General features: G+C 39.5%; 17 protein-coding genes. 10 read left to right on the plus strand and 7 right to left on the minus strand.

Annotated elements, in window-relative coordinates:
- Positions 1 to 9: 9 nt before the first annotated feature.
- From C9J51_RS08430 to C9J51_RS08440, 3 genes are all read right to left on the minus strand, one after another.
- A complete protein-coding gene (locus C9J51_RS08430) occupies positions 10 to 1719 on the minus strand; it encodes a 4Fe-4S dicluster domain-containing protein (RefSeq protein WP_045039556.1) in 1710 nt (569 codons plus the stop codon).
- A gap of 294 nt (positions 1720 to 2013) precedes the next feature.
- Entirely contained in the window at positions 2014 to 2760 is a 747-nt protein-coding gene (locus C9J51_RS08435) for a DUF3306 domain-containing protein (RefSeq protein ID WP_052667846.1), read from the minus strand.
- Positions 2750 to 3241, minus strand: a complete 492-nt coding sequence (locus C9J51_RS08440; protein ID WP_045038016.1) for a DUF3305 domain-containing protein — start codon at positions 3239 to 3241, stop codon at positions 2750 to 2752. Before C9J51_RS08440 ends, C9J51_RS08435 begins: the two co-directional genes overlap by 11 nt.
- Positions 3242 to 3519: 278 nt before the next feature.
- Between C9J51_RS08440 and fdhD the strand changes: the two genes are divergently transcribed.
- The 4 genes from fdhD (at position 3520) to C9J51_RS08460 (ending at position 8524) form a co-directional block, all read left to right on the plus strand.
- A complete protein-coding gene (gene fdhD / locus C9J51_RS08445) occupies positions 3520 to 4365 on the plus strand; it encodes a formate dehydrogenase accessory sulfurtransferase FdhD (protein WP_045038017.1) in 846 nt (281 codons plus the stop codon).
- On the plus strand, positions 4365 to 5276 hold the full coding sequence (locus tag C9J51_RS08450; protein ID WP_045039557.1) for a helix-turn-helix transcriptional regulator: 912 nt from the start codon (positions 4365 to 4367) through the stop codon (positions 5274 to 5276). The genes fdhD and C9J51_RS08450 overlap by 1 nt, the downstream gene beginning before the upstream one ends.
- A gap of 412 nt (positions 5277 to 5688) precedes the next feature.
- Positions 5689 to 6588, plus strand: coding sequence for a D-alanyl-D-alanine endopeptidase (pbpG, locus tag C9J51_RS08455; RefSeq protein ID WP_045038019.1), 900 nt, complete (start codon positions 5689 to 5691; stop codon positions 6586 to 6588).
- A 301-nt stretch (positions 6589 to 6889) separates the two neighbouring features.
- Positions 6890 to 8524 (plus strand): C45 family autoproteolytic acyltransferase/hydolase, encoded by a 1635-nt coding sequence (locus C9J51_RS08460; RefSeq protein ID WP_107274962.1) that lies wholly within the window; start codon positions 6890 to 6892, stop codon positions 8522 to 8524.
- Positions 8525 to 8869: 345 nt separating this feature from the next.
- On the opposite strand, the gene C9J51_RS08465 is transcribed toward C9J51_RS08460, so the two are convergent.
- Positions 8870 to 10864, minus strand: a complete 1995-nt coding sequence (locus tag C9J51_RS08465; RefSeq protein WP_197076370.1) for a sensor histidine kinase — start codon at positions 10862 to 10864, stop codon at positions 8870 to 8872.
- A 61-nt stretch (positions 10865 to 10925) separates the two neighbouring features.
- Positions 10926 to 12383, minus strand: a complete 1458-nt coding sequence (locus tag C9J51_RS08470; RefSeq protein WP_045039559.1) for a sigma-54-dependent transcriptional regulator — start codon at positions 12381 to 12383, stop codon at positions 10926 to 10928.
- A gap of 363 nt (positions 12384 to 12746) precedes the next feature.
- Here C9J51_RS08470 and C9J51_RS08475 point away from each other — a divergent pair, with 363 nt between their 5' ends.
- The 6 genes from C9J51_RS08475 (at position 12747) to C9J51_RS08500 (ending at position 18360) form a co-directional block, all read left to right on the plus strand.
- The gene (locus C9J51_RS08475) at positions 12747 to 13520 is read left to right on the plus strand and encodes a substrate-binding domain-containing protein (RefSeq protein WP_231579437.1); all 774 of its coding nucleotides are present in this window, start codon (positions 12747 to 12749) and stop codon (positions 13518 to 13520) included.
- A gap of 160 nt (positions 13521 to 13680) precedes the next feature.
- Positions 13681 to 14382, plus strand: a complete 702-nt coding sequence (locus C9J51_RS08480; protein ID WP_045039560.1) for an ABC transporter permease — start codon at positions 13681 to 13683, stop codon at positions 14380 to 14382.
- 16 nt (positions 14383 to 14398) lie between these two features.
- Positions 14399 to 15112 carry an ATP-binding cassette domain-containing protein gene (locus tag C9J51_RS08485; RefSeq protein ID WP_107249776.1) on the plus strand — a complete coding sequence of 238 codons (714 nt, stop codon included), beginning with the start codon at positions 14399 to 14401 and terminating at the stop codon, positions 15110 to 15112.
- Positions 15099 to 15692 carry a molybdenum cofactor guanylyltransferase MobA gene (mobA, locus tag C9J51_RS08490; RefSeq protein WP_045039561.1) on the plus strand — a complete coding sequence of 198 codons (594 nt, stop codon included), beginning with the start codon at positions 15099 to 15101 and terminating at the stop codon, positions 15690 to 15692. The genes C9J51_RS08485 and mobA overlap by 14 nt, the downstream gene beginning before the upstream one ends.
- Positions 15679 to 17457 (plus strand): bifunctional molybdopterin-guanine dinucleotide biosynthesis adaptor protein MobB/molybdopterin molybdotransferase MoeA, encoded by a 1779-nt coding sequence (locus C9J51_RS08495; protein WP_045039562.1) that lies wholly within the window; start codon positions 15679 to 15681, stop codon positions 17455 to 17457. The genes mobA and C9J51_RS08495 overlap by 14 nt, the downstream gene beginning before the upstream one ends.
- Before the next feature lie 186 nt (positions 17458 to 17643).
- Entirely contained in the window at positions 17644 to 18360 is a 717-nt protein-coding gene (locus C9J51_RS08500) for a DUF3581 domain-containing protein (protein WP_045039563.1), read from the plus strand.
- 132 nt (positions 18361 to 18492) lie between these two features.
- On the opposite strand, the gene C9J51_RS08505 is transcribed toward C9J51_RS08500, so the two are convergent.
- Both C9J51_RS08505 and C9J51_RS08510 read right to left on the minus strand, forming a co-directional pair.
- A complete protein-coding gene (locus C9J51_RS08505; RefSeq protein WP_107237903.1) occupies positions 18493 to 19827 on the minus strand; it encodes a sensor histidine kinase in 1335 nt (444 codons plus the stop codon).
- The gene (locus C9J51_RS08510) at positions 19808 to 20485 is read right to left on the minus strand and encodes a response regulator transcription factor (protein ID WP_045039564.1); all 678 of its coding nucleotides are present in this window, start codon (positions 20483 to 20485) and stop codon (positions 19808 to 19810) included. Before C9J51_RS08510 ends, C9J51_RS08505 begins: the two co-directional genes overlap by 20 nt.
- Positions 20486 to 20608 lie beyond the last annotated feature (123 nt).

The raw sequence follows: 20608 nt of genomic DNA on the forward strand, positions 1-20608 counted from the left end.
ATAATGACCTTATACCCTTGTCTGACTTTGTGGATCTTGTTCCATCTTTTCGAAAATATCGCGAACACGACAATCTTCACACATAGATAAACGACGAATAGCTTCTCCTTGAAAATGTGAATGACTTTGAAGTTTTTCTGTCAACATTTTCACCATAGATGCTGGGGCAAAAGGTTTTCCACAACTAATACAACATGCAGCAGGTTCTTCATGAACAAGTTTATCGGCTTTACGTGTTTGCCAATCCCAATTAAAACCGGCTTCTAGGGTAATCACTTTCTCAGGACATGCGGTTTCACACATACCACATTGAATACAATCTTGTTCTACAAATAGTAAGCCTGGGCGATCACCAATGGCATGTAAGGCACGGGTTGGACAAACCGCTACACAACTCATACATAACGTACAATCTTCTGTCTTACATGTTACAGAGCCATAAGGGGCATTAGCCGCTACAGCTGAATGGGTTGGTTGAGCTGGACTTGTCTGATTAAGCGCTTCTAAAACAGTAAATAGTTTTTCACGCTTAGTGCCTGTTAGTGCCGTTTCAATCGGATCAACAAGGGCTGCTTCATAACATTTAAAATTCGCACTATCAGCAAAATCAAATAAACAAATACGATCAGCGTCATAACCCAATTCAGTTAAGAAGTTTTGAGCAATCGTTAGTTCATTAGTTAATACAGCATCAATCGTTGCAGGAATGTATGTAGTATTGGTTGCTAATAGAACTTGATGTGCACCATAAGCTAAGGCACTAAACCAAGTATCAATCCCTACAGTTGCCAATTCTTCTAATGCAATCGTAATAACAGACGTTGGAAGTACAGCAAGAGCCTTTTTAACCACAGCAGTATCACGATCACCATAAAGTAACAGTGTCGGAGATTGACCACCTTCTTGCTTATAACGCGCTAAAACACTATGAACAAAATTTTGCGTAATTTGAGGATCAGGTAAGGCATAACTGATCGCTTCCGTTGGACATGCCGTCGCACATGTTCCTACTCCCTGACAAAGGTAAGGATCAATTGCAATTGCAATACCGTCTGAACTTAATGCTCCCGCAGGACACGCATCAATACAACGATCACAACCTTTTACACTTCGTGATGAATGCGCACATAAATCAGGATTTAGACGAAAGTATTTAGGCTTATCAAATGTCCCTATCATAGAAGGGAGATCTTCCACCAGCGTCGCTAGTTTTTCAGCAACACGTTTTTTTGATGCTTGAGATGCAGAACCTTGACCAACGGCATAATAACCCGCTGCTGGAATTTCAACATTCATAACCCCAGTTGCTGTCATATCAAGCACAATATCAAAGCATTGACGTCCAATAGCTATTTTCGCTAAGTTCGTTTCAAGTGCATTAATATCAAGGGCTGTCGCGTCATGCCCTATACGGCAATGAACATCAAATGCACCCAGATATCCTTTTACGGTAATTGATTGACTGTAATACAAGGTATGCGCTGTTTTGGTTTCACATGTTTTTGAATCTGTCGCCAGTAACGTCACACTGTTTAGTGCTTCAAATTGATCGGCAACGTGAAGTAGTTGTTCAGCTTCACCAATGATCAATAAATTACCACGACTTTCATACGTCACTGTTGGCGGAATAAGATTGGCAAGTTCTATTGTTCCTGTAATGGCAGCAGCTCGTGCGACACCATTAATATCAGTAAATGCATTTAATGTACTTTTTAACATTGTTATTCCTGTTTGCTCACTACCGCTAATCAGTGTCGTTAGAAAATAATGACTTTTCTTCTACTCTATATAGAGCAATAACCGATCCAACTTTTCACGGAATAAAATGACCTAAAAGGAACTAAAATCATAACGAGGATATTGCGTTATAAACAAATGAGACATTTTGTCTTACCTGTAGCGAACTAACGCGCCAAATTGTCTCTCTTTACGATTTTATTAATCTTCCCTTTTTGTCCCAGTCTGTTTTTATGATTAGTATTAATAATTCTCAAACGCTTTTATTTTTTCGCGTTAGGATTTCTGTTCATCACTTTTAAGATCACGATCAATAATGGGCGTTAACGATAAATCAGCCGTAGGGATAACCTCTTCATCGGTATGTGTTGTATCTACATGATTAACGAGCCCATCATTCGCTGTATCCTCACTGGCTATCGCTATATGGTTAGCTGGCAAATCAACGGTTGTAGAATCAATAATAGAATCAGCCGCATTAATCTCAGCCGTTGATGTTAATGCTGTTATTCCATCATCTTTGAGTGCTTCAGTTGCTGTCTCCGTGACGGTATTAATCCAACTCCGCATTTGTGATGCAATTTCTGGTGCTAAGCCTTGCATATTACTGAAGTCTTCAGTGCTATCATCCATATCACTGATATAATTAAACTCTTCAGAATGAAACAATTTACGTAATGCCGCCTTTTTTACGGACTTAGTCACTTGTTGTTGCATAAATGACGCAACTCCCGAGTCATAAGTCACGTTATCAGCATCATTAATCGTCAATTCAATAACCGACTCTTCTGCTATAGCATCTAGTGATGTTGCTGGGGAAACTGATGTCGCAGAAGAAACAATTGATGTTTGTTCACTATCACGGGTATTAGTGACATCCTCTACAGCGGTATCTAAAACATTAAGAGTCAGTGGATCATCAACGGCTTCAGTCTCAGTCATCGTTTCTGTATTAGTGCTTTCTGTATTATCAACAGGGGTTAACTTACGGCTTGACCAACGTTGAAAGAAATTAGTTGCCACTTGAACGTCCTTTTTTCTTATCGCCGCCACGTTTACGTTTAAATTCAAACAATTCACCATGACGACCTAAGAATGCTTCCATCCATGCTTGAATCGCTAATGGAATATCTATATGTAGAACCACATAATCACCATCCATATAACGTGCCGCGACACCTTGCGCAGCAGTGACTAAAACAGGTTTTAATTGCTCGTCCTCTTCAGCACAAATAAAGAATAAATGTGGGCTTTGCGAATTTAAGTTAAACCGATATTCCATCCGTTCATCACGAAAAAGTTCTAGAGGCATCATGTAGTTACCAGCCCCTATATCAGCAATTGTCATATCAACAGCAAGATCTTCTTCATACAAACAAATATCTTCAATTGTCCATGCATGAGTTGTCCAACGACCTACTTGGCGTTCTTCAGCTTGCAAGCGAAAATTAATTGGCCAAACATGTTCATTTTTCTTTAATTCAAGTTCTGCTTGTTTTGGCACATTCACTCCTACTAGCGGGTTCTATTCCGCCTTTATCTTGTTATTGAAAACTGTTGATGTGAAACGGCATTTCACTTATTAAGATTTCACGTATTAAGGAGCTATAAGCAAATATTAGACCAATAAAAAGAAACCACATTAAAAGTGCGCATTTTTATCAATATCTACTGATTAATAATGAATGCGTTAATTTACGTAATATTGGAACAATCTTTGCTTAACTTATGGTTTCAACATCCATAATTAAACACACCACACTTATTACGCAGGGATCTCAAATGGCGACATTGCCTAAAATCATAAAAACCAAAGCGACAGTGCAGCAAACGATGTCAGTAGACATTATTGATGAGTATGGAGATCGACACACAAAAGAGATTGCCTGTGAGCATCCGTTAACGGTGTACCTTAATTGGGTTGAAGTAGTAACCCTTATGACCTTAGGTGAACGTCCATCGGCATTAGTATTAGGCTATTTAAAAAACCAAGGCTTTATTAATGATCTTAGCGCGATCGAATCTGTAATGATCGATTGGGAAACCAATGCCGCAGTTGTCATCACACATGAAAATACTGAAAACTTAGCGCAACAATTAGAAAAGAAAACCGTTACCTCTGGCTGTGGTCAAGGCACCATGTATGGCAATGTCATGAAAAAGCTTGAAGGTATAACCCTACCGCAACCACAAATTAAACAATCGATGTTATATGGTTTACTTGAAGCATTGACCCATCATAATGAAACCTATAAAGCCGCCGGCGCTGTTCATGGTTGTGCCGTGTGTAAAGGCACAGAGATTTTATCGTTTGTGGAAGATGTAGGTCGTCATAACGCAGTAGATACCCTTGCCGGTGAAATGTGGCTACAACAACAAACGGGTGAAGATAAGGTTTTCTACACCACGGGGCGCTTAACCTCTGAAATGGTCATTAAAGTCGCGCAAATGGGTATTCCTGTATTGTTGTCTCGATCGGGTGCAACTCAAATGGGCTACGATCTTGCTAAGAAACTCGGTATTACCATGATTGCTCGCGCTAAAGGACTGCGTTTTCAAATCTATAATGGTAGCGACAACATCGAACTGGATGTTAAAGGTCACGAAAGTAAAGGTAATCAAGACTAATGGCTGATTTCCCTGAATTTATGAATGCCAAATTGGTAGCTGAATATCTCGACCTTAATGAAAAGAAAGTGTATGCCTTAGCTAATGATGGGCTACTGCCTGCAACGAAAGTAACAGGTAAATGGCTATTTCCTAAAGCCATGCTTGATAAGTGGTTGTTAGAATCTTGCCATAATGGCGTTTTAAACGATCGGTTACTGATTGCAGGCTCTGATGATCCATTACTACAATGCATTGTCGGTAAAATGGCAAATCAACTCGGTAGTACTGCCCTTGTTGGTTATACCTCAACAGGAACTCGTCAAGGACTGGCGATGTTAAGCAAAGGTCATGTTGATATCTGTGCTATCCATTGGGGAAATGTAGAAGAAGCCAGTTTGCGACATCCGGCCTTATTGCAACAATATCCTGGGCATAAAAACTGGGTCTTAGTCCATGCCTTTGAGCGAAAACAAGGCTTAGTCGTAAGTCCTACATTGGCAGATACCGTTAATAGCCGCTCTATTCAATTGCATGAATTACTGTCACCACGTTGGCGTTGGGCATTACGTCAACAAGGCGCAGGAAGTATGCGAGCATTAGAAGAATGGATCCATGGTCATGGCTATAATATGGCGATGCTTAATCAAGTTGATTGTTGTAACAGTGAACGTGAATTAGCTTCTGCGATTGCCAGAGAACAAGCAGATATTGGTTGCGCGAGTCAAAGTACCGCAGGAGAATTTGGATTAGGTTTTATACCGCTATGTACAGAAGCATTTGAACTGGTTATCCCTAAAAATATTTACTTCCGTACCTTACAACAACAGCTATTACAATCATTAACCAATAGTGAAATTCAAGCACATGGTGACCAATTAGGCGGCTATAATTTTATCCGTACAGGCCAACAAGTATGGAGTGCTAATTAATTTACAAGTAAAAATCAAAGGTCATAGCACTATGACCTTAATGATTGCATTCTAAGCGAGTCAGTTAGATCTCCTGCCCACAAAAAGAAATCAAACAACCAACACAACAATAAATAACAAGAAAAATGCCTCCATAACAACCATTTTCATTCATCATGCTGGTCTTTAAAATAACGCCCCTCATTTCACGTCATCACTAGAGGTAATTAAATGCGTTAGAATTAATTTTATCGTGAATATATTAAACAATTATTTTATTGAATCGTGTTTCATTAGCAACTTCGGTTTAACTGCTGGTTTTATGAACGATTATAAATAGGATTTACACAAACATGACTTGCTTAACCACAATCGAAAAGATGACAATATCAGGATAATTATTTCCCTCTTAAATGGGATCCAAGGAGCCATTGTGCGCAACGCTTTAATTTTATTTTTTACACTTGCAAGTGTCAGCTTTTCTTCTTTCGCAAGTATCAACACCAGCAAACTCAAACCAAGTAATCTTCAGACTGCTTCTGTGAGTAGTTATGTAATTGATCTAAGCTCAGGGAAAACGCTTTATCATAAAAATTCCAATGTCGTGATGCCAATTGCGTCACTAACAAAACTAATGACCGCGATGGTAACATTAGACGCGAAGTTACCGCTGAACCAAAAAATCACGTTCACTAAAACGGATAAAGAGCATATGTACAATACATATTCTCGCGTTCGTATTGGTTCACAATTAAGCCGTGGCGAGACAATGCACATTGCATTAATGTCATCTGAAAACTTAGCGGCTGCTGCCCTTGCTGCTAACTACCCAGGTGGTTACAACGCGTTTATTCGCGCAATGAATGCTAAAGCTAAAGCACTCGGTATGACCCACACTCACTTTGTTGATAGTTCAGGTCTTAACCCTAAAAACCGCTCAACAGCATCAGACGTTGCTAAGATGGTACGCGCTGCTTACAAGTATTCTGCCATTCGTAACTACAGCACTAATGGTGCAGTTCACACCGCTTACTTTACTAACCCTCGTTATAAATTAGGTTACACCAATACCAATGCGCTAGTACGTGGTAAAAAGTGGACAGTTAATCTAAGCAAAACGGGCTTTCTTGATGAAGCTGGTCGTTGTTTAGCGATGGTAACAACGATTGATGGTAAGAAGATCCTAATGGTGATGCTTGATTCACAAGGCAAAATGACACCAATTGGTGATGCTGGCCGTATTAAGCAATGGCTACAAACAGGTAAGAGCACATCAATTACTGCTGATGCTAAATATTACCAACATAAAAAACTGAAAGAATTAACCAAATAATTAATTATTGTTGTTAGTTCATATCGTAAAAAGCCAGCATTCATGATGCTGGCTTTTTTATTTCAATAACCCTACATTTAGCAATTTAACATCTCACTTTAACGACTATTAGTAACAAAATTATTTGGTTATCATTAAAAATTAATCTTCTTTTTTGTATTTCTAACCAATAAGAATTATATAAAAAATGGCAGGTTATGTTTACATTTTATAAAGTAATCACTACTGCTCAATGTCTTGTTGAACAGAAAAAAGTGGGGATAATGAGCACCTCTTTCTCACCTCAAACAACATATTTATTATGAATAATATTTCACAACATCATCTAGGTAAAAAGACAGTGCTTGCATGTGTTATTGCCCTTGCATCTGTGAGTTATGCCAACGCATCAACTTCTGATACACAAAATTTAACTCAATACCCACCGAAACCCTTACTTGAGCAAATTACAGCTCCTGTGACTGGCGCGTTATACAAAACCAAATTAACTGAGCAACAACAAAAAATTGTTGATCAAGCTAAATTAGTGAAAAAGAATGGCTGGTGGCATGTCGGTATTAAAGGCAACGCTTTTGATCGTGGTTTCCAATATGGTTATCTTATCGCGCCTGATTTTAAATTAGCGTGGAAAGACAGTTGGAGCATGACCTACCTAACAACCGGTGTGCCTTATAGTTCATGGCAGAAAGCTGCGCTAGAACAAACAAAAAGTAAGATCCCAGCAGAACTTCGCCAAGAGATGGAAGGAATTGCAAAAGGTCTTAATGCCGCAGGTTTGCATGTCACTCTTGCTGACATCATTACTTGGAACGACATGATTGAGCTTACAGGTTACTGGTGGCCTTCAGTGGGGATGCATAATTATACCAAGTGGGTTGATCCTGGTTTAATTAATACATCCGCATTCCCTGCCCCGTATACTAAAGCTGAAATGAACACCAATAATGTTGAACTAAGTAAAAACAGTGCCAACATTGAAGGTGCTAAAGGTAATTGCAGTGCCTTTATCGCAACAGGCAACGCGACAAATAATAAAGGTATTGTCATTGGTCACGAAACCTTTAATGATTTCTGGTCTGGTCAATTTTCTAACGTCATTTTAGATATTACACCAGATAAAGGTTACAAAATGGCCTTCCAAACAACACCTGGTATGATTGAATCTGGTACCGACTTCTGGGAAACAGGCGCAGGTCTTGCCGTTGTAGAAACCACATTAGCCAACGTGATGGATTGGAAAGCCGGTGGCACTCCTGAATTTATTCGAGTTCGTGAAGCAAGTCAGTATGCTAATAACATTGATAGTTGGATCAAGCTTGAAGAAAAAAGCAACAATGGTGGTTATGCTAATACATGGCTCATCGGTGATATTAATAACAACCATATTGCTAAGTTTGGTCAAGGTCGTGTTTATCAATACTTCAATGAATTAAAATCAGGCTACTTCACTGGCGAAAACGTCTCTGTTGATCCACGTTTACGCTATATTGAAGGTTCTGATGTTGACTACAACGATATTCGTCAACAAGAAGGTGCTCGTCGTTTACGTTGGATCCAACTGATGCATAAATACAACGGTAAAATTAATGTGGCAACAGGTCAAAAAATGCTCGGTGATACTTATGATGTCTACCTAAACAAAATGGATGCATCATCACGTAATATTTGTGCTGAATATGATAAAGATTCACAACCGTATGTCTCTGATCCAGCAGCCGTATGGAACGTACCCTTTACACCAGCAGGCTCTGTTGATGGTAAAGTTGCCAACAGCAATGATATTAAAAACTTAACTATCAATGCGCGTTTTGGTCGTGCGAATGGCGCACCATTTGATGCAAAAGCCTTTATTAAAGCCCACCAGCAATGGGGATGGCAATCAGGTTATTTATTAAGTCGCCCATCTGAACCATGGACAGAGATGAAATTTATCTAATTAATAGAACCTCATATCGCGGTCATTAGTCACCTTTTTGATTCAATATGACCGCGATTATTGTTTTAACTCTCATTTTATCGAAAAAATTAAACATTAAAACAATATGATACAAACATATAAGCTATGCTTTAAATTGTCTTAAAACAAAAGGAGCATCTATGCCGCATACCGAAATGATTATCCCTTCCTCACTAGGGCTTATTAGCCGAATATCTCTTACCGCATCACTGTTTCTTATCCTTGGTTTATCCATTATGTAACGCGACAAAAAAGCCCCTTGGTAACTGCTTGTTCATTGCAGTTACCAAGGGGCTTTTTGTTATTCATTAACCTTCTTCTTTGTTACGCTGTCACATGAAGATCCAGCTCACTCGGCGATTCTTTCTTATGTTTCAGATACACAGTAAATATTGAACCCTGACCTTCAACAGATTCAACCGTTATTTCTCCACCGACATTAGCCACAATACTCTGACTGACCGATAAACCTAATCCTGTTCCTGAACGACGGGTCGTGAAAAAAGGATCAAAAATACGTTTCATATTTTGTACTGAAATACCACAACCATGATCGGTAATAACAACCATCGCCCCTAATACCTCACCTTGTTCATCAATCCAATCATCGGTAGCTATCTTCAATAATCCTTTATCATCCATCGCATGGATACCGTTCATCTGTAAATTAACTAACACTTGCAAGAGTTGATGACGATTCGCTTCAACACTGCATTTAGCTTTAAGGTTAACTTCAAATTGAACATCCATCTTTTTAGTACCAGAGCGCACAAGTGTTAAGCTTTCTTCTACAATCAAGTTTAAGTGATGCCATGTCACTTCATCTTGCACACCACCTTGACGGCTATATTGCAATAAACTACGAGTAATATTACGAATACGATCAATTTGAAGATGAATGGCGGCCAGCTCTTCTTGAACATCAGCCGTGCTATCACCAAGCTCTAGCTGAATTAATTCAATGTTTCCTAAAATAACAGCAACCGGATTATTGATCTCATGCGCAATACCCGCAGTTAACTCACCCAGTGCGGCTAGTTTTTCTGTGGCCACCAGCTTAGAACGTGCTTGATGTAATAACTGAATATGACGTTCTAGTTCTTCTGTTTTTTGATGCAGACTCTGGGTGCGCTGTTCAACTTTGTCTTCCAACTCTTTCGCGGTCAACTTAATAAGTCCGTTACGTTGCTCTAGTTGATCCAACATAGAATCAAATTGCGCGCCTAATATTTGTAATTCATGCCCTTCGCACAAATCTAATTTACCAACACGTCGCTTTAACCCCATTTGTACCGCTTTTGCAACTTGGTAAATTTTCTCTATTGGTAAAAATAAATCACGCGAACCTCTATAAACAATAATGCTGGTGAATAACAATACCAACATAATGCTAATCCCCATTTCAATAATATTGGTTAGATGCCGATAAATTAATGGCCATTGCAAATAGCCCGTATAAAGCATTCCGACTACGTTACCGTTATTCGCATGTAACGGCTCATAAGCAGAAACATACCAACTATCATACACAAAGGCGCGATCAACAAACGTTTTCCCTTGTTGCAAGACATGTTGTTTAACCTCTTTCGAAACACGGGTTCCTACCGCTCGACCAATAAGATTAGCACTGTCTAATGGCACATTAGTACTAATGCGAACATCACCCATAAATAAAGTGACAGTACCAAGACTTCCCTTTGGTAACGTACCATCGGCGTAAACTAAATTACGAATACGATCCACCAGCGAAGTACTATTGTTTAATAAAATACCGCCGTCTAAAATCCATTTAAGAGAACCTTGCTGATTAAAAATAGGGACTAAACTACGACTAACCAGTCCTTTTTGTTCAATCGTGCCTTCTTTAAGTAACGGTAATTGCGCTTTTGCGGGTAAATTGGGATTTAAATCATAAAGCGCTGTACTGTTTAGTACTTGAAAAAAAGTCTGCTCTTTTCCTGCACGTAATAACTGTTGCTCTTGTGCTGAAAACATTCCAATATCATTTACTGAATGTAATACCACAAAATCTAATTGATGATTTTTATCTTGCTGACGTACCCACTCATCTAATGCCGTTTCATTAAAACGTAACCGTCGCTGAAAACCGTAAGAATTAGCCAATGCTTGTAACTCCATCCGCTGTTCTTTTTTTAAAAGCACCATACTGTGATGAGCCACCGCTAAATCAGCTCTTACATTCATTAATGCATTTTGCCAAGTGTAGGTTATCGTCCAATAAAAGGTAATTGCAATTAGCGCTAATAATGTAAGAAATATAGGCACAGATGTAAGCACTAAAAGTCGATAACGCACCATGGTTTTAAAGCGCCAGAGCCACATTAAGATAAATGCTTTTACTTTCATAAGATTATTTTTATCATAATTCATCAGTCCATTCTTTGTATTTACGCTCTAATGTTTTCCTTGCCACACCGAGCTGACGAGCTGCTGCTGATTTATTACCATCGCTAGCATCAACAACTTGCATAATATGTGCTTTTTCAACTTCTTTTAATGTCCACGTAACTGGGTAACAATACTGATCTTCACCGTCTTCATGGCATTGACATGGTCGTTGCGGATGTGTGGCATGTATCTCTAATTCTTCGCCTGTCACTCCCTGCGTATTGGTTACAGAAACAGGTAATGCATCACCTTGTAATTCACGCCAATAATCTGCTGGTGGCTTACCCAGCAAAATACAGCGTTCCATCATGTTACGTAATTCACGAATATTACCGGGCCATGAATAGGCCTGCATTGCCAAAATATCTTCATGGGTCCAATTAACCGTTTTCATACCTAAATCTTTTGAGAGTTGCTGTGTAAAATGATGGGTTAATGACGGAATATCTTCTACACGTTCACGTAATGATGGCAAATCAATGGTTAATACATTAAGTCGATAATACAAATCTCGACGAAAACGCCCTTCTTCAACTTCAAGTTTTAAGTTACGGTTAGTCGCCGCAACAATACGAACATCAATTTGAATTTCTCGCTCAGAGCCCACAGGACGAATCGCTTTTTGTTCTAGGGCGCGTAACAATGATGACTGCATAGCTAATGGCATTTCACCAATTTCATCGAGAAACAACGTGCCATTATTGGCAACCCGAAACAGACCTTCACGGCTTTTCTTCGCGCCAGTAAATGCACCAGAGACATGCCCAAACAATTCACTTTCTAAAAGTTCAGGGGCAATGGCGGCACAGTTAATAGGAACAAAAGGCCCAGTACGCTTACTTAATTGATGTAAAGCGCGCGCAACCAATTCTTTACCTGTACCCGATTCACCTTCCACTAATACCGCAGCAATAGATGGTGCAACTTGAGCGATCAGCTTTTTCATCTTTTGTGTCGCCGGCGCATCACCAATGATATTCACGGGGTAACTACGCTCAACATCACGTTGCAATGCGAAATTTTGACGTTCCACTAACCGACGTTCAATACAACGATTCACTGATTGCATCATCTGATCAAGATTAAACGGTTTTAGAATAAAGTCAGACGCACCAGCACGTAAGGCTTGGATTGCCATTTCTAAATCCGCATAACCGGTCATAAAAATCACATCACTACGACGTGTTGTCGGATCAAACGCTTCATGCCATTCAATACCAGAACGACCGGGCAAGTTAATATCAACAATTAATAAATCGAAATGGCAACGTTTACGAATCTCTTCAGCTTCTTCAATACTTCCTGCGGTATCAACTTGAGCAAATTTTTTACTTAACGCTTTCTTTAAAATCGTGCGCATTCCTGGCTCATCATCAACCACTAATACAGAAACCGCAGTCCAAGATGAAGACAAACTAAAATCAGACATAGATACCGAGACATTTTAACCAAACTAAAATTTGCGACATTTTGTCTCACTACGAATCATTAAGTCAAAATTGTTTTATCATTAAGTACAACTTCGGTTATCTTTAACCTATTTTACGTAATATTTGATACCAAAATCACATAATAAGACCTTTTCATCAACATTTAAAAGGTGGCACTTTATTTGCTTATAGCTGAGCAGTGCTCTTTATTGCGGGAAGATGGGTCATTTTGCCGCATATATTCAGCGCCAAAAACTTGTGACTTATCATCTCAGCATTTTTTAATGCAAACCAATCGATCAGGAACGTTGATGAACTTATTAAAAACAACTTTAGTTATTCTTGGCTGCGCATCGGCAACGATGGCTTATGCGACCACAGAAACAGCAATGAATAAGACGGTACGTCTAGCGACGACCACCAGCACCTATCATTCAGGATTACTGGATTACTTATTGCCTGTATTTACTAAAGACACCGGTTATACCGTCGAAGTGCTAGCCGCAGGGACAGGTAAAGCATTGCGCATGGGTGAACACGGTGATGTTGATCTCGTTATGACGCATGCTCCACAATCAGAAGCACAGTTTGTTGAAAAAGGCTTTGGCGTATTACCGCGTAAATTAATGTACAACGATTTCGTTTTAGTTGGCCCGAAAAATGATCCTGCGAAAATCAAAGGGGATAAAAATGTCGCACATGCATTAAAAGAAATAGCGACAGATAATGCGGTGTTTATTTCTCGCGGTGATGATTCAGGTACGAATAAAAAAGAACTTAATATCTGGGCTCAAACAAAAATGGAGCCTAACTTCGGTGGCTACAAAGCGGTTGGTCAAGGTATGGGTCCAACACTTAACATGGCGTCAGAATTACAAGCTTATACATTAACAGATCGCGGTACATGGTTAGCCTATGAAACCAAACTTGATCTTGAAATCATGGTTGAGGGTGATAAGCGTTTATTTAACCCCTACCAAGTTATTTTGATTAACCCAAGCCGCTACCCTGATCTTAACTACCAAGGCGCTAAAACATTCAGTGATTGGTTAGTTAACCCTAAAGCACAGAAACTGATTAATAACTACCAACGTCACGGTAAGCAATTATTCGTTGCTGATGCACAAACGCAATAAAAATAACATCTTAATTTAATGTAACACTTCGCCGATAAATGTTTATTCACTCATTAACTATAATGAGATCACAGTTATAACATAACGCTTTAGACTTACTGTTAATAACGTGAATGATGGCATTCATCGGCGTATTTTTTAGGTTAGAACATACACCACAATGAATATTTGGCAGACAACGCAACAAGCGACTCAACTTCTCTTTAGCGGCGATGGCGCACTTTGGGGCATTGTTGGCGTATCATTTTCTGTGTCTCTCTTTGCCATCGCCTTGGTGATTATTCCTTCATTGTTAATTGCCTTTGCTTTAGCTTATGGCAAATTTCCTGGGCGTTGGCTAACATTGTCGTTAATTAACACCTTACAATCAGTACCTACCGTCGTCATTGGTTTACTGCTTTATATGTTGCTCTCACGTGCAGGCCCCCTCGGCAATTGGCAAATGTTGTTTACTCAAAAAGCGATGATATTAGGCCAAGTGCTAATCTGTTTTCCGTTACTAATATCAATGATGCATGCCGCATTTCAAAACAGTGATCGTCGCGCATGGGAAACCGCATTAACATTAGGCTCTAGCTATCCTCGTGCTTTACTCAGTTTAATGTGGGAGAGCCGATTTCCATTACTTGCCGCTGTTGTGGCGTCTTTTAGTCGCGTAATCACTGAAGTCGGTTGTTCAATGATGGTGGGAGGCAATATTTTAAATTCAACGCGAAATATTCCAACTGCCATTGCACTTGAAAGCTCAAAAGGTGCATTTGCTCAAGGGGTCGCATTAGGAATGGTGTTACTTATTTTAGCCTTGGGTCTAAACTTTATTTTATCTATCGCGCGTGGCAAAGCCCATTTGCGAACTAACTAACTAAGCGAGGCCTCTTATGACTCCAGCTTCTATTCAGGCACTCGACCTCTCTGTTCGTTTTAAAAGCCGATTACTGTTTCACATTCCTCAACTAAATTTAGCCCCTCGAGATGCCATTTATTTAACGGGTGATAACGGCGTAGGTAAAACGACCTTATTGAAAGTCTTAGCCGGATTACAAAAGCCGACCACTGGCAGTGTTAATATTCACCAACATACTTTTTTTAAACGCCTCTTTAGTGGATGCTATGAAGGGAGTATTATCTACTTACACCAAACACCGTACATGTTTGATGCTACCGTGTTTAACAATGTATGCTATGGATTAAGATTTGCGATTAAAGATCGCCAAAAACGTCGAAACGAAGCGATAAATGCACTACGCATGGTCGGCCTTGAAACGTTAGCTGATGAACATGTCTCGGTATTGTCTGGTGGTGAACGCCAACGCGTCGCTATGGCACGCGCATGGGTACTTAAACCTAGCGTATTATTAATGGATGAATCCAGTGCCAGCATGGATCAAGAATCCATCAATCGCCAAGTCATTTTAGCGGAAGATTTATTATCACGTGGCACCAGTTTAGTGATCACCAGCCACCAGCAAAATGCACTCACTGCACTTTGTCGCCGTCAATGGACAATCAATGACACCCAATTAATTGAACGAGCCGATCTCCAACTCGTTACAGATATCAAAAACAATAAGGATAATTATGCCTACGCCTGAACAAACCCATTGGGTCATTTTAGCGGGTGGCCAAGCCAGCCGTATGGGAGGCAACGATAAAGGCCTGATTGAACTTGCAGGTCAACCCTTTATTCAACATGTTATTGATACACTGACTCCCCAAACATCTCATATCAGCATTAATGCTAACCGTAATCAGAATATCTACAGCCAATATGGTGATGTGTTTGGTGATAGCATTGAAAACTATCCCGGCCCGCTCGGTGGCATGCATGCAGCTTTACACCACATTGATAACGATTGGATTGGATTTGTACCTTGTGATTGCCCGCAACTCCCTCATGATTTAGTTTCTCGAATGGCAGCGGCATGTCAACCTGACACTGATATAGCGGTTGCTCATAATGGTGATTACATTCAACCTGTTGTAACACTACTTCATCGTCGTATCTTACCTAAATTAGAAGCTTTCTTAGCTAATGGTGATCGTAAAATCATTTTACTTTATCGCCAATGCAATATGATCACGGTTGATTTTAGTGACCAAACTGATGCTTTTATTAACCTTAATACCCCTGATGAATTATCACAATTTGGAGCACGCCATGACTCAAATTAACGCATCAGTACCATTATTAGGCTTTGCTGCATTCAGTGGTACCGGAAAAACCACCCTACTTGAAGCTATGTTACCTAAATTGGTCGAACGTGGGTTACGCGTTGCCGTTATTAAACACGCACACCATAATTTTGATCTTGATGAGCCAGGCAAAGATAGCTACCGATTACGCAAAGCAGGTGCAAGCCAAATGCTTATCTCCTCGCGTTATCGCCGAGCATTAATCAGTGAAACACCAACAACTGAAGCAACTTTGCCCTATCTAATTAACCAATTAGATCAAACTCAGCTTGATCTAATTTTAGTCGAAGGTTTTAAATCACTCGATTTCCCTAAAATTGAATTACACCGTCAAGTGATTAATAAACCGTGGTTATTTCAAGACGATAACAATATTATTGCGATTGCGAGTGACATTAAAGCCGACACAGCCTTACCGCAAATAAGCATTGATGATCTCGAACAATTAACCGATTTCGTGGTGCAATACAGTTTTCAATCACAACAACAGCCAATAAAAACAGCCAGTTGTGATGATGTTCAGCCACAAGGTCTATTATCGGTTGAACAAGGTCGCCAGCGTATTCTTGCGCAAATAAAGACCATTGATAACCCACTGATCGTTGAGCTTAAACACGCACTGGATCATATCGTACATACTGATATTCTCTCACCTGTAAATGTGCCACAACATACTAATTCAGCAATGGATGGTTACGCTATTCGTGGCACAGATATTAATCTCAATAGCTATACCGTTGTCGGTCAAGTGCTTGCTGGGCATCATTATCCACACCCGCTACAAGCAGGTGAAGCAGTACGTATCATGACAGGCGCACCCGTTCCTCAAGCTGCTGATACCGTGGTTATGCGTGAACAAGCACATCAAGATGGTGACACTGTCACGTTCAATCTTGCTATGGGTGCGATTAAAGCAGGTCAAAATGTCCGTTTAGCGGGTGAAGATCTTGCGATTGATCAAGTTGCGGTCGCAAAAGGACAAACCATCACAGCACCAGAGCTTGGCATGGTCGCATCACTTGGGCTCAATGAAATAACCATTAATACTCCTCTTCGTGTCGCTATTTTCTCAACCGGTGATGAAGTACAAGCCCCCGGTGAAGCACAACGCCAAAACTGTATTTATGATTCCAACCGCTATAGCTTATTTGCTTTACTGACTCGTCTAGGTTGTGAAGTCGTTGATTTAGGTATTATTGAAGACAGTGAAACCGCGCTTGAAGCGACATTGAACCAAGCTAGCCAACAAGCTGACATGATTCTCTCTTCAGGAGGCGTCTCTGTTGGTGATGCTGACTACATTAAAACTATTCTTGATAAGCTAGGTGAAATTAATTTCTGGCGAATCAATATGCGCCCTGGTCGTCCACTCGCCTTTGGTCATATTAATGATATCCCGTTCTTTGGTTTACCGGGAAATCCTGTCGCTGTTATGGTGACATTTTTACAATTTGTAGAGCCCGCGATTCGTAAACAACAAGGTTATCAAGATTGGCAACCACAAACATATACTGCCATTGCAGCAGAACCTCTGCGTTCTCGTCTTGGACGCACTGAATATTTACGTGGTTATTTTAAGTGGGATGCTAACGGTCGTCTTACCGTCAAAACAATTGGTTCACAAGGATCTGGTATTTTACGTTCAATGAGCGAGGCTAATTGTCTAATAGAAATTTCACCACAACAAGAATATGCACAAATTGGTGATAGTGTTACAGTGATCCCACTCGATATCCGTTTGTAACCAATACGGCTATTCTGGCTGTCTTACTAAGTCCAACCGTATTTAGTTGGACTTTTTTTGCCGACTATTATTACTATGCATTTCATCAATATATGTATTTACATTAATATCATCTGGCTAGACCATTAAAGTGATGTTTATGTTGTAGAATAGCGGCAGTCTTATTTTTAGGTATTATAAGTAAACATGTTTTTAGATTCATATTATTCAGATAACAGCGGTGAATTATCTTTTACTCGTGCACAAGCAAGCCATTTTGCAAAACGTGTAGCCGGTGACTTTAACCCTATTCACGATGAAGATAACAAGCGTTTTTGTGTACCTGGCGATCTGCTATTTTCGGTTCTTTTAGCAAATGTTGGCCTTAGCCAAAAAATGCGTTTCGAATTTGCAGGCATGATCAATGAATCAAGCTGCCTACTTATAGATATAAAATCCCCTACAGAGCTAGCAGTGATCGACTGTAAGGGTAAAGTTTACATGGATGTTAAACGTAGCGGTGAAACAACAAAAAATGAAGTGTTAATTTCACAAGTCACTAAAAACTATGTGCAATTTTCAGGAATGAACTTTCCTCACATCATGGTTCCATTGATGAAATCTAAAGACATCATGATCAACCCAACACGCCCATTGGTGATCTATGAATGTATGGAACTTGATTTCACTCGTTTAGACCTTACTGCGCCCACTGTTGAACTAACCGATTCTATTATTGAAGTAGAAGGCAAACGTGGCAATGTTACTCTTCATTTCTGCTTTAAAGAAAACGGAGAGATTGTAGGTACAGGCAGTAAGCGCATGGTAATGAGTGGCTTAAAGCCTTATTGCCAAGATAGTATTGATGACTTAGTGTCACGTTTTAATGAGCGCAAAGACAAATTTAACGCTATTAACAATTAACAAAATAGTTAATAGTTAATTAAGTCATCGTTAATCAGTCTCATTCATTATTACTCAAAAATGTATTACTAAGAAAAAGCCCAACCGACTATCGATTGGGCTTTTTTGATGGTGATGGTATTTAGTGATGTTTTATTGATCTTTATTGCTAACTTCAGACGCGAGTGGTAAATACAGTCGTGATCGTAATCCTGGATGATTATCACTGAAAACTAACTCACCATTATGGCGAATAACCACCGCTTCAACTAGCGATAATCCTAATCCAAAACCTTGATGGGTACGGCTACGATCAGCGCGAAACATAGGTTCACGAATACGTTTTTTATCTTCATTTGATACCCCCATGCCATTATCAATCACAACCACGCCAAAATGATCAACGATAACATCAATAACACCCTGCTCAGGCGTGTACTTAATTGAATTTTCAACCAGATTATAGACAGCCCTAAATAATAAACTAGGTTCACCTTGTAATCGGTATGGTTGGTCTTCTCTAAAGCTCAGTCGTTGTTGTTTCTCATCTGAAATAGGCAATAAAAACTCAACAACATCACGACACACTTGAGACAAATCAACCCATTCTTTGTCAATATGCTGCTTGCCACTGTTTAAATTAGCAATTTCCAACATGCCATTAAACATACTTAATAAGACTTCTAAGTCATCATGACACGCTTCTAATTCTTTGGTGTGCGGTGCTGTATTTTGGGTTAATAACCGTTCTAAGCGTAATTTCATACGAGCAATTGGAGTACGTAAATCATGTGCCATTCCAACCGATAATTCCTTTAACGATGTTTCCTTTTTTTCTACCTGTTCAATCAAAAAATTCAGATGCATCGCTAACACATCAAATTCATCATCATTGGCACTTACTGGTAACTTAACCCCTTTCTCACCCAATATAACGCGGTTCATACCCTGATTAACCCGGGCTAATTTTTTTAAAATGACCACCGCAAATAATGATGCTCCAGCCAACATAAGAATCACAGGCACCGCTATACCAGAAAGCAACATCGGAATAACAGTTTGTCGGTACGATTGCATAAATTGAGGATTAATCTTTATGACTAATTCCATTCCCAAAGGCAACGGTACCACTTGAGATAATTGCGATGTTTTACCATGACCAAAGATAAAAGACGCTGTTGGATATATTAATAACTCTTTGTTAATACGCTTTGTTGGCTGTATGACGTAGCTAAATGTCGTATTACTTAGTTTACGTTGTGCTATCGTTCTATATAAAGCAGCGCTATCACCTTTATTAACTATCATCGAAAACAAATTAGCTTCATTAACCAAATCACGTTTTAATTGCTGGTGATAAAACGTTTCAGAACTAACCACTACCTGATTGATAAATAGAATAAAAATAAAAGCGACACAGGTAATAAAATACATCAACACTTTAAAAATAGTTGATCGCGACAGGTTTTCAGACCCGGCGTAAGACATAACCAGCCCCTCGAACAGTATGAATTAAACTTGGCTCACCATCTAATTCTAGTTTCTTTCGTAAATTAGCAATATGAACATCGATCACATTGGTTTTGGGATCAAAATGATAACTCCAAACCGATTCAAATAGGCTCATTCGTGAAACAACACTTTCAACATGTTCCATCAAATATTGCAGTAACAAGAACTCTTTTTGCTGTAAGTTAATTAACCGAGAACCACGCCATACACGGTGTGATTTAATATCTAATCGTAAATCATCATAGCTATATTCAGACAAAACCGTTGCGACTAATTGATTACGTTTGACAAGAATATTGGCGCGAGCAACAAGCTCAGCTAAAGCAAAGGGCTTTGTAAGATAATCGTCACTCCCAGCTGTTAACCCGATAACCCGATCTTCAACACTGTCCATCGCGCTTAATATTAATACTGGCGTATGGTTTTCCGTCGCTCTTAATGCACCTAGCACTTTAAGACCGTCTAATTGCGGTAACATGCGATCTAAAATAATTAGCTGGTATTCACAACGGGTTGCCATCATTAAGCCTTGGTGACCATCCTCAGCTTCATCGACAACAAAACCCTGCTCTCGTAATCCCCTCGCAACAAATTCACGCGTAGTCAGGTCATCTTCAATTATTAATATTTTCATTTCATGCCGAACCTAGATCTAATCACTCATTAATACTTTGTTGATAATGATCGGTATTATACACCGTCCACTTTTATTTTTAGATATAAAAAAACGGCCTACCAGAGGTAGACCGTTTAACGC

It is taken from the genome of Photobacterium iliopiscarium (assembly GCF_003026395.1).
GTDB classification, from domain to species: Bacteria; Pseudomonadota; Gammaproteobacteria; order Enterobacterales; family Vibrionaceae; genus Photobacterium; species Photobacterium iliopiscarium.

Coding starts and splice junctions, on each gene's coding strand:
- C9J51_RS08430 (WP_045039556.1), bottom strand. CDS start 1,719: ATGTTAAAAAGTACATTAAATGCATTTACTGATATTAATGGTGTCGCA.
- fdhD (WP_045038017.1), top strand. CDS start 3,520: ATGGCGACATTGCCTAAAATCATAAAAACCAAAGCGACAGTGCAGCAA.
- C9J51_RS08450 (WP_045039557.1), top strand. CDS start 4,365: ATGGCTGATTTCCCTGAATTTATGAATGCCAAATTGGTAGCTGAATAT.
- C9J51_RS08460 (WP_107274962.1), top strand. CDS start 6,890: ATGAATAATATTTCACAACATCATCTAGGTAAAAAGACAGTGCTTGCA.
- C9J51_RS08465 (WP_197076370.1), bottom strand. CDS start 10,864: ATGGTGCGTTATCGACTTTTAGTGCTTACATCTGTGCCTATATTTCTT.
- C9J51_RS08470 (WP_045039559.1), bottom strand. CDS start 12,383: ATGTCTGATTTTAGTTTGTCTTCATCTTGGACTGCGGTTTCTGTATTA.
- C9J51_RS08475 (WP_231579437.1), top strand. CDS start 12,747: ATGGCTTATGCGACCACAGAAACAGCAATGAATAAGACGGTACGTCTA.
- C9J51_RS08480 (WP_045039560.1), top strand. CDS start 13,681: ATGAATATTTGGCAGACAACGCAACAAGCGACTCAACTTCTCTTTAGC.
- C9J51_RS08485 (WP_107249776.1), top strand. CDS start 14,399: ATGACTCCAGCTTCTATTCAGGCACTCGACCTCTCTGTTCGTTTTAAA.
- mobA (WP_045039561.1), top strand. CDS start 15,099: ATGCCTACGCCTGAACAAACCCATTGGGTCATTTTAGCGGGTGGCCAA.
- C9J51_RS08495 (WP_045039562.1), top strand. CDS start 15,679: ATGACTCAAATTAACGCATCAGTACCATTATTAGGCTTTGCTGCATTC.
- C9J51_RS08500 (WP_045039563.1), top strand. CDS start 17,644: ATGTTTTTAGATTCATATTATTCAGATAACAGCGGTGAATTATCTTTT.
- C9J51_RS08505 (WP_107237903.1), bottom strand. CDS start 19,827: ATGTCTTACGCCGGGTCTGAAAACCTGTCGCGATCAACTATTTTTAAA.
- C9J51_RS08510 (WP_045039564.1), bottom strand. CDS start 20,485: ATGAAAATATTAATAATTGAAGATGACCTGACTACGCGTGAATTTGTT.